Genomic DNA, 8,215 nt, shown 5'->3' with positions numbered 1-8,215 from the left:
GGCGCTGCCCGCTGCCGCGCAGGCGCCGCTCGCCGCCGAAGGCTGCCTCGGCTGCCACGGGCCGGAGGGCCGCGGCGTGCCGGGCGCCGCGGCGATCGCCGGGCGGGACCGGGCCGAGCTGGTCGCCATCATGCTCGCCTTCCGCGCTGATGAACGCCCCGGCACCATCATGGGGCGCGTCGCCCGCGGCTATACGGAGGCGGAGATCGCCGCCGTGGCCGAGCATTTCTCCCGCATCCGCTGAAGGCCGCGCCATGACGACGAACCTTTCCCGCCGCGCGCTGCTGGCCGGCGGCGCCGCGCTGGCCGCCCCCGCGCCGCTGCACGCCCAGGGCGCGATGCGCCTACTCGTGATCGGTGGCGGCTTCGGCGGCGCCTCGGCCGCGAATTTCGCGCGCCGCACCTACCCCGACGTGCAGGTCACGCTGGTCGAACCGCAGACGCGCTTCGTCACCTGCCCCTATGGCAACCTGCTGCTGGGCGGGGAACGGCAGATCGGCCAGATCACCCATTCCTATGACGGGCTCCGCGCGCGCGGCGTCGACGTGATCCACGACCGTGCCGCCGCGATCGACGCCACGGCGAAGTCGGTGCGCCTCGCCGGTGGCCAGGCGCTGGCCTATGACCGGCTGATCCTGTCGCCCGGCATCGCGCTGCGCTGGGGCGCGATCGAGGGCTACGACCAGGCCGCGGCCGAGACCATGCCCCACGCCTGGATTCCCGCCGATGGCGCGCAGACCCTGCTGCTGCGCCGCCAGCTCGAGGCCATGCCCGATGGCGGCGTCGTCGGCCTCGCCATCCCGCCCAACCCCTTCCGGTGCCCGCCGGGGCCCTATGAGCGGATCAGCATGATCGCGCACTACCTGAAGCGCCATAAGCCGCGTTCCAAGATCCTGGCGCTCGATGCCAAGGAGGGCTTCAGCAAGCAGGGCCTGTTCCAGGACGGCTGGCGCGCCCTGTATGGCGACATGATCGAATGGGTGCCGGGCAACCGCGACGGCAAGGTGGTGAAGGTCGATGTCGGCGAGCGCGTGCTCGAGACCGAGTTCGGCACGCGCCACAAGGTGGACGTGGCGAATGTGATCCCGCCACAATCCGCCGCGGCGCTGGCGATCGAGGCGGGCCTCGTGAACGACACCGGCTGGGTGCCGGTGAACACCCGCAGCTTCGAGGCCCGCGCGGCGGCCGGCATCCATGTGATCGGCGACGCCAACATCCCCGGCCCCATGCCGAAGTCGGGCTATGTGGCGAACACCACGGCCAAGCAGGCGGTGGCGAGCGCAGTGGCGCTGCACCGCGGCCAGCCGGCGCCCGAGGCGGTCTACTTCAACACCTGCTACAGCCATGTCGGCGAGAACTACGGCATCTCGGTCGTGGGCATCTTCCGCCCGAACGCCGACGGCACCGCCATCACGGAAGTCCCCAATTCCGGCGGCGTCTCCCCGCGCGGGGACCTGCCGGAACAGCGCCGGCTCGAGGCGCTGTATGCCGATGCCTGGTACGACAGCATCACGCGATCCATGTTCGGCTGATGATGACGCGACGACGATCCCTGCTGGCGCTGGCGCTGCTGCCCGCGGCCGCCGCCGCCACAACCGCCGACGACGCGCTGGCCGCCGCCATGCGCGAGGCGGTCGGCGATGCCGCGATAACCGATGGCGGCATCACCCTGCGCGCGCCGACAACGGCCGAGAACGGCGGCCAGGTGCCCGTCACCATCCTGGCCGAAAGCCCGATGACGGCGGCAGACCACGTCACCGCCATCCACGTCTTTGCCACCGCCAACCCGACGCCGGGCGTGGCCAGCTTCCGCCTCACGCCGCTGCTCGCGCGCGCCGAGGTCCAGACCCGCATCCGCCTGGCCGAGGCGCAGCGCATCATCGTGCTCGCGCAGATGAACGACGGCCGCGTGCGCCGCGCCACCGCCGAGATCCGCGTCACCACCGGCGGCTGCCTGACATGAGCACGCTCAGCGCACCGCGCATCCGCATCCCGCGCAGCGCCCGCGCCGGCGAGGTGATCGAGATCCGCAGCCTGATCGAGCACCCGATGGAGACCGGCCTGCGCCACGACGGCCCGCGCCGCGACATGCTCACACGCCTGCTGGTGCGCATGAACGGGGAGACGGTGCTGGCGGCGGAGTTCCGCAACGGCACCTCCGCCAACCCCTACCACGTGTTCTTCGTGCGCATGGACCGCACCAGCACCTTCGACTTCACCTGGACCGACGAGGCCGGGCGGACGGCGCGGGCGGAGGCACGGGTCACCGTCGCCTAGAACCGATCCCGATCGGGTGGCATCGCCCGATCCGATGAAGATGCCCGAACCAACAAGACCCTGGAGGCGTTGTCGTGAGCGAATGCGAACGGCAACGGCACCAGGCCATGGCCGGGCCGGAGCAACGCGCCCGCAAGGCTGCCCTGCCGCGGCGCGCGCTGACCCGCGGGCATCAAGTCGCCGGCGGGCGCATGGCGCGACGTCGCGGCGCCCGGACGGGGCGCAGGCGCCTGGAACGGCCGCGCGCGGCCATGGTATCGAAGCCGCCATGAGGCTCCTTGCCGGCGATCCCTTTCCTTGGTTCACCCTGCCCTCCACGGACAACCCGCGCTACGCGTTCCACTCGGTAGCGGGCCGATACGTCCTGATGGCCTTCCTGGGGTCCTCGGCTCAGCCGGCCGCGCAGGCGGCGCTGGCCGCGGTGGCAGCGAACCGCGCGCGCTTCGACGACGACACCGCATGTTTCTTCGGCATCAGCGCCGACCCCGCCGACCGCGCCGGGCACCGCCTGGTGCAGGACCTGCCCGGCATCCGCTTCCTGTTCGACCTGGATGGCGCGGTGGCGCGTGACGTCGGCGTGGTGCGCCCCGACCCGGCGGCGCCGCAGGGCCCGGCCATCTACACGCCGGCATGGGTGCTGCTCGACCCCATGCTGCGCGTGATCGATGCGCGGCCACTGGCCGAAGCCGAGGCGATCATGGCGAGCCTCGCCGCCCTGCCGCCGCCCGAGGCGCATGGCGGCACCGAGATCCCGGCCCCGGTGCTGGTGCTGCCGCGCATCTTCGAGCCCGAGCTCTGCCGCGCGCTGATCGGCCACTACCAGGCGCAGGGCGGCAGCCCCTCGGGCTTCATGCAGGAGGTGGACGGCAAGACCGTCGGCATCTTCGACCCCACGATGAAGCGGCGCAGCGACTGCAACATCGAGGATGAGGGCCTGCGCGCCGCCGCCCGCGCACGCATCCTGCGCCGCGTCGTGCCCGAGCTGAAGCGCGTGCACCACTTCAACGCCACGCGGATGGAGCGCTACATCGTCGCCTGCTACGATTCCGCCGAGCGCGGGCACTTCGCCGCGCATCGCGACAACACCACGGCGGGCACCGCGCATCGCCGCTTCGCGGTCACCATCAACCTGAACGCCGAGGAATTCGCGGGCGGCGAGTTGCGCTTCCCCGAATACGGCAAGCGGTCCTGGCGCGCGCCGACCGGGGGCGCGGTGGTGTTCTCATGCTCCCTGCTGCACCAGGCGCTGCCGGTGACGGCGGGGGTGCGCTACGCCTTCCTGCCCTTCCTGTACGACGAGGCGGCGGCGAAGCTGCGCGAGACGAACAACGACAAGCTCGGCGAGGGGCTCGGGAACTATCGTGCCGGGCCGGCAAAGGCGGCGTCCCGGGCCCCGGCCTGAGGCAGTCGCGGACCGGGTGCAGCCGTGACTGCCCCGGCAGGGCCGCCAGGGGCGCGCAAACCTTGCACGTCCCGCCGCTTTGCGTGCCCAGCACGCGGCGCGCTCATCGCGCTCCGTGGCGGCGCATCCCCGGCGTGCCGCCGGCGGACGGCCTTGCGTCACGCAGCGACGATCAGCCCGGGGCTTCGGGTTGTTGCTGGCAGGCGAATACACGCGGAAATATATGATATTTTACTTATGGAATACCCTAGGTCGATCGCGCCACCCTTCGCTCAACGCGCCGAGACAGGTGCGCCAAACCAGGAGGTGGAAAGCGATGTCCAAGGCTCACGAAGCTCAGGTCGATCCCGCCATCAAGCCGGACGATCTGCTGAAGGCCCGCGAAATCTCCAAGGAAAGTCTCCGCAAGCTCATCGCCATCGCCGAGCACGGCGAGATGCGGCTGGTGAACTGGGAACGCTTCGGCCAGCCCCCGATCATCGACCGCGTGGTCGCCACCCTCGAAGGCCCGGTGAAGATGGCCGGCCAGGTGGTGGACGGCATCTATGCCACCGCCGGCCTGCGCGCGCGCATCCGCGACATCTTCCCGAAGGGCATCCCGCGCCCCGACATCCTGCGCATCGAGGTCGAGGTCGGCCCCGGCTTCGGCTGAGGCGGCCCGCGCCATGGGCGGGTGCGAGCGCGTCTGCACCGGCACCGTGCAGCTCCATCCGACCCGGCACTGCAACCTGCGGTGCCGACACTGCTATTCACTCTCGGGCCCCGAGGAACGCGACGCCCTGCCCGCGCGCCTACTGATCGACGCGCTCGCCGATGCACGCGCGCAGGGCTATGGGCGCGTCAGCTTCTCCGGCGGCGAGCCCATGCTCTATCGCGGCCTGCAGGAGGTCCTGCGGCAGGCACGCGCGCTCGGCATGCTCGCGACGCTCACCACCAACGGCATCCCGCTCACCGAGCGGCGCGTCGCCAGCCTGGCCGGGCTCGTGGACCTCATTGCCATCAGCCTCGACGGGCGGCCGGAGACACATGATGCGCTGCGCGGCCCGCATGCCTTCGACGGCATGCAGGTGCGCCTGCCGCTGCTGCGCGCGAGCGGCATCCCCTTTGGCTTCATCTTCACCCTCACGCGCGACAGCATGGACGACCTCGCCTGGGTTGCGACCTTCGCGATCGAGTCCGGCGCGGCCCTGCTGCAGGTGCATCCGCTGGAGGAGACCGGCCGCGCCGCGGTGGAAACGCGCGGGCAGCAGCCGGACGAACTCGTCGCCAACGCCGCCTACCTGGCCTTCATGCGGCTTCAGGACCGTGTCGGAGAGCGAATCGCCCTGCAACTCGACCTGGCCCACCGCGACCTGATCCGCGCCGAGCCGTGGCGCGTCTACGCCGATGCGGAGCCCGTCCCGGGCGACCTGCCGCTCGCCGCCCTGGTGGACACGCTCGTGGTGGAAACGGACGGGCTGGTGGTGCCGCTCCAATACGGCTTCCCGCGCGCACATGCGCTTGGCCGCCTGGGCGATGCCCCGCTCGCGGCCCTCGGCGCGCGCTGGCGCAACGAGGGCTACGGCGGGTTCCGCGCGCATTGCCGCCGCGTGTTCGAGGAAAGCCTGCTCGACCCCGAGGCACTGCCCGCATTCAACTGGTTCGAGGCGCTGTCCGGCAGGACCGCCGGTCAGTTCTCCAGCTCGCTGTCCCAGTACAGGTAGTCCCGCCACGACTGGTGCAGGTAGTTCGGCGGAAACCCCCGCCCATTGTCCTGCAATTCCCACGAGGTCGGCTGCCGCGGCTCCTGGCGCGGGATCATCCGGCATTCGCGCGGCAGGTGGTTGCCCTTGCGCAGGTTGCACGGCCCGCAGGCGGTCACGACGTTGTCCCAGGACGTCCGCCCCCCGCGCGAGCGCGGGATCACGTGGTCGAAGGTGAGCTCGTGGGTCGGCCGCCCCTCGCCGCAATACTGGCATTCGAAGCGGTCGCGCAGGAACACGTTGAAGCGCGTGAAGGCCGGGCGTCGCGCCGCGGGGATGTACTCCTTCAGCGCGATGACCGAGGGCAGGCGCAGCGCGAGGGAGGGCGAGTGCACCTCCACCTCGTACTCGGACAGCACCGAGACGCGGTCCAGGAACACGGCCTTGATCGCGTCCTGCCAGGACCAGACCGAGAGCGGAAAATACGACAGCGGGCGGAAATCCGCGTTCAGCACGAGCGCAGGATAGGACTGGCCGCCGGTGAAGTGTCCGCCGTCTGGCAAGCGCCGCTCCTTCCAGCGACGCGCCAACTAGACCTTGGGGCCTGACCCGGCGGTAAGGCCCCAGATACAGTGGCGCCGCCGCGATTGCATCGCATCATTGGCATGCGGGGGGCCTGGCCGCAACCCTTGCGGCGCCGGCCTCCGCCGGGTTTCAACAGCCTGTCACGCGGCGTCGCGCCGGCGCTCAACCGGGATGAAGCAGCCCGCGCAGCACCTGCGCCCCCGCCGCCAGGCCGACATCATCCAGCCCATGCCGCAGCCCCGGGCGATACAGTGCGCGCACCGGCACGCCCGCCGCGGCCATGGCCGCCTCCGCGGCGCGCGACGCGGCGGCGGGCACCACCTCGTCATCCTCGCCATGCACCAGCAGCACGGCCGGGCGGGCGACGATCTCCTCCGCAAGCGCATCGCCGCCGATCATCCCGCCGGAATAGGCCAGCACGCAGGCGGCATCCGGCACAGCGCCGCGCAGCCCGGCCTCCAGCACCGTCATCGCCCCCTGGCTGAAGCCCATCAGCGCGACCCGGTCGGGCGGGACGGAGAGCCGCTCCGCCTCACCCGCCACGAAGGCGCCGAGCGCGGCGGCGGCGGCGCGCACCCCGGCGCGCAGCTGTTCCTCCGAACGATCCCACAGCGCGAACCATTGCCGGCCATGGGGCAGGCCCGCGATCCGCTCGGGCGCGTGCGGCGCGACGAACACCGCGCCGGGCACCGCCGGCGCCCAGATCTGCGCCAGGTCGATCAGGTCGTGCCCATCGGCGCCCAGCCCATGCACCAGCACCACCAGCGCATCCGCGCGCCCGCCCGAGGCGGGGCCGAAGCGCGGCCCGTCCAGTTCCACCACGCGGCTCCCCCTTGCGACCAGATGCGGCTGCCCGCTACCCGCTGCCAGCCATGGGCGCAACCGCCATCGTCACCCGCTTCGCACCGAGCCCGACTGGGCTGCTGCACCTGGGCCACGCGCATGCAGCGCTGGCCGCCTGGCAGGCGGCGCGCGAGGCAGGCGGCCGCTTCCTGCTGCGCATCGAGGATATCGACCCCACGCGCTGCCGCCCGGCGTACACCGTGGCGATCCTGGAGGACCTCGCCTGGCTCGGCCTCGACTGGGACGGGCCGGTGCGGGTGCAGTCGCAGCACCTGGCCGACTACCGCGTGGCACTCGACGGCCTGGCCGCGCGGGGCCTGCTCTATCCCTGCTTCTGCACGCGCGGCGACATCGCGCGCGAGATCGCCGCCAGCGCCGCCGCGCCGCATGGGCCGGACGGGCCGCTCTACCCCGGCACCTGCCGACGGCTGCCGCCCGAGCAGCGCGCGGCGCGCATCGCCGCCGGGGAACCCCATGCGCTGCGCCTCGACATGGCGGCGGCGCTGGCCACGTTGCCCGCGCCGCTCAGCTTCCGCGAGCACGGCGAGCGCCGCTGCTGCGACCCCGCGCGCTTCGGCGACGCTGTGCTGGCACGCAAGGACATCCCGGCCTCCTACCACCTGTGCGTCACGCATGACGACGCGCTGCAGGGCGTGACGCTGGTGACGCGCGGCGAGGACCTGCTGCCCGCCACCGACCTGCACCGGCTGCTGCAGCAGCTGATGGGCTGGCCGGAACCGGACTACGCGCATCACCGGCTGCTGACCGATTCCGCCGGCCGGCGGCTCGCCAAGCGGGACCGGGCGGCGACCATCCGGGAGCTGCGGGAGGCCGGCGTCAGTGCCGCCGAGGTGCGGAGCAGGGCGGGGGCGTGACCACCAGCGCGGGCCGCATGGCGAGTGGCCCCGCGCCTGTTGACGGGCGCAGCCCGCCTGAACCCGGGCGCGGCGTCGCGTGGCCGATCCCCGCCCGGGCAGCACGCCCCCCCGCGGACCGTCCACGCAGCCCCACGGCGCGAGATGCCTTGCGTCCGGCGCGCCAGAGGTGATCCTGCCGCGTGCCCTATCTGATCGAGATCCTGCTGTTCCTCGCGCCCTTCGCCGCCTACGGGCTGTGGCGGCGCGCCAACCCATCCACCGAGCCCAGCACCATCATGCTCGTTCTCAGCGGCCTCGGCGCAGTGCTGATGATCGGCGGGGCCATCTGGTACGGGATGTCGCGCAGCCTGGAGCACAGCCGCGACTACGTCCCCGCGCAGCTCGAGCGCAGCGACCTGGCCCCGAGCGAGGCCGAGCCGCGGCGATGAGCGACACCCCGGCCGAGATCATCCCCCGCCCGGACTTCCTCGATTCGCCCGCCGTCGCCGCGGTGCTGGCGGCGCTGCCCGGCGCGCGCGCCGTGGGCGGCTGCGTGCGCGACGCCCTGG

At 72.4% G+C, this 8,215-nt stretch carries 11 protein-coding genes; 9 read left to right on the top strand and 2 right to left on the bottom strand.

All coding sequences use genetic code 11. The features are described 5' to 3' along the window. The 7 genes from HW578_RS19500 to HW578_RS19470 form a co-directional block, all read left to right on the top strand. A partial coding sequence (locus HW578_RS19500; RefSeq protein ID WP_198372381.1) for a c-type cytochrome occupies positions 1-244 on the top strand: 244 nt, incomplete at its 5' end. Between the two features lie 10 nt (positions 245-254). Further along, positions 255-1,532 (top strand): NAD(P)/FAD-dependent oxidoreductase, encoded by a 1,278-nt coding sequence (locus HW578_RS19495; RefSeq protein WP_198372380.1) that lies wholly within the window; start codon positions 255-257, stop codon positions 1,530-1,532. A 2-nt stretch (positions 1,533-1,534) separates the two neighbouring features. Beyond that, complete coding sequence (locus HW578_RS19490) at positions 1,535-1,963, top strand: thiosulfate oxidation carrier protein SoxY (RefSeq protein WP_232479131.1); 429 nt, start codon at positions 1,535-1,537, stop codon at positions 1,961-1,963. After that, positions 1,960-2,277 (top strand): thiosulfate oxidation carrier complex protein SoxZ, encoded by a 318-nt coding sequence (locus HW578_RS19485; protein ID WP_198372378.1) that lies wholly within the window; start codon positions 1,960-1,962, stop codon positions 2,275-2,277. Before HW578_RS19490 ends, HW578_RS19485 begins: the two co-directional genes overlap by 4 nt. Before the next feature lie 268 nt (positions 2,278-2,545). Continuing rightward, positions 2,546-3,679, top strand: coding sequence for a 2OG-Fe(II) oxygenase (locus HW578_RS19480; protein WP_198372377.1), 1,134 nt, complete (start codon positions 2,546-2,548; stop codon positions 3,677-3,679). A 316-nt stretch (positions 3,680-3,995) separates the two neighbouring features. Next, the gene (locus HW578_RS19475) at positions 3,996-4,331 is read left to right on the top strand and encodes a hypothetical protein (RefSeq protein WP_198372376.1); all 336 of its coding nucleotides are present in this window, start codon (positions 3,996-3,998) and stop codon (positions 4,329-4,331) included. A gap of 13 nt (positions 4,332-4,344) precedes the next feature. Continuing rightward, positions 4,345-5,382, top strand: coding sequence for a radical SAM protein (locus HW578_RS19470; protein WP_198372375.1), 1,038 nt, complete (start codon positions 4,345-4,347; stop codon positions 5,380-5,382). On the opposite strand, the gene HW578_RS19465 is transcribed toward HW578_RS19470, so the two are convergent. Beyond that, complete coding sequence (locus HW578_RS19465; protein ID WP_198372374.1) at positions 5,349-5,924, bottom strand: HNH endonuclease; 576 nt, start codon at positions 5,922-5,924, stop codon at positions 5,349-5,351. The genes HW578_RS19470 and HW578_RS19465 overlap by 34 nt on opposite strands. Positions 5,925-6,108: 184 nt before the next feature. Further along, entirely contained in the window at positions 6,109-6,765 is a 657-nt protein-coding gene (locus HW578_RS19460; protein ID WP_369407934.1) for an alpha/beta hydrolase, read from the bottom strand. A 53-nt stretch (positions 6,766-6,818) separates the two neighbouring features. Between HW578_RS19460 and gluQRS the strand changes: the two genes are divergently transcribed. After that, positions 6,819-7,664: a tRNA glutamyl-Q(34) synthetase GluQRS gene (gene gluQRS, locus HW578_RS19455; protein ID WP_198372372.1), complete on the top strand. Its 846-nt coding sequence runs from the start codon at positions 6,819-6,821 to the stop codon at positions 7,662-7,664. 182 nt (positions 7,665-7,846) lie between these two features. After that, the gene (locus HW578_RS19450) at positions 7,847-8,095 is read left to right on the top strand and encodes a hypothetical protein (RefSeq protein ID WP_198372371.1); all 249 of its coding nucleotides are present in this window, start codon (positions 7,847-7,849) and stop codon (positions 8,093-8,095) included. Positions 8,096-8,215 lie beyond the last annotated feature (120 nt).

The sequence above is a fragment of the Roseomonas rosulenta genome (genome assembly GCF_016106005.1).
Classification (GTDB): Bacteria; Pseudomonadota; Alphaproteobacteria; order Acetobacterales; family Acetobacteraceae; genus Neoroseomonas; species Neoroseomonas rosulenta.
Note: the sequence above shows the minus strand (reverse complement) of the source record. Positions and strands in the feature narration are given on the sequence as shown.

Excerpts from the sequence above, each read along its gene's own strand:
- HW578_RS19495 (WP_198372380.1), top strand. The coding sequence starts at position 255 with ATGACGACGAACCTTTCCCGCCGCGCGCTGCTGGCCGGCGGCGCCGCG.
- HW578_RS19485 (WP_198372378.1), top strand. The coding sequence starts at position 1,960 with ATGAGCACGCTCAGCGCACCGCGCATCCGCATCCCGCGCAGCGCCCGC.
- HW578_RS19490 (WP_232479131.1), top strand. The coding sequence starts at position 1,535 with ATGACGCGACGACGATCCCTGCTGGCGCTGGCGCTGCTGCCCGCGGCC.
- gluQRS (WP_198372372.1), top strand. The coding sequence starts at position 6,819 with ATGGGCGCAACCGCCATCGTCACCCGCTTCGCACCGAGCCCGACTGGG.
- HW578_RS19480 (WP_198372377.1), top strand. The coding sequence starts at position 2,546 with ATGAGGCTCCTTGCCGGCGATCCCTTTCCTTGGTTCACCCTGCCCTCC.
- HW578_RS19475 (WP_198372376.1), top strand. The coding sequence starts at position 3,996 with ATGTCCAAGGCTCACGAAGCTCAGGTCGATCCCGCCATCAAGCCGGAC.
- HW578_RS19470 (WP_198372375.1), top strand. The coding sequence starts at position 4,345 with ATGGGCGGGTGCGAGCGCGTCTGCACCGGCACCGTGCAGCTCCATCCG.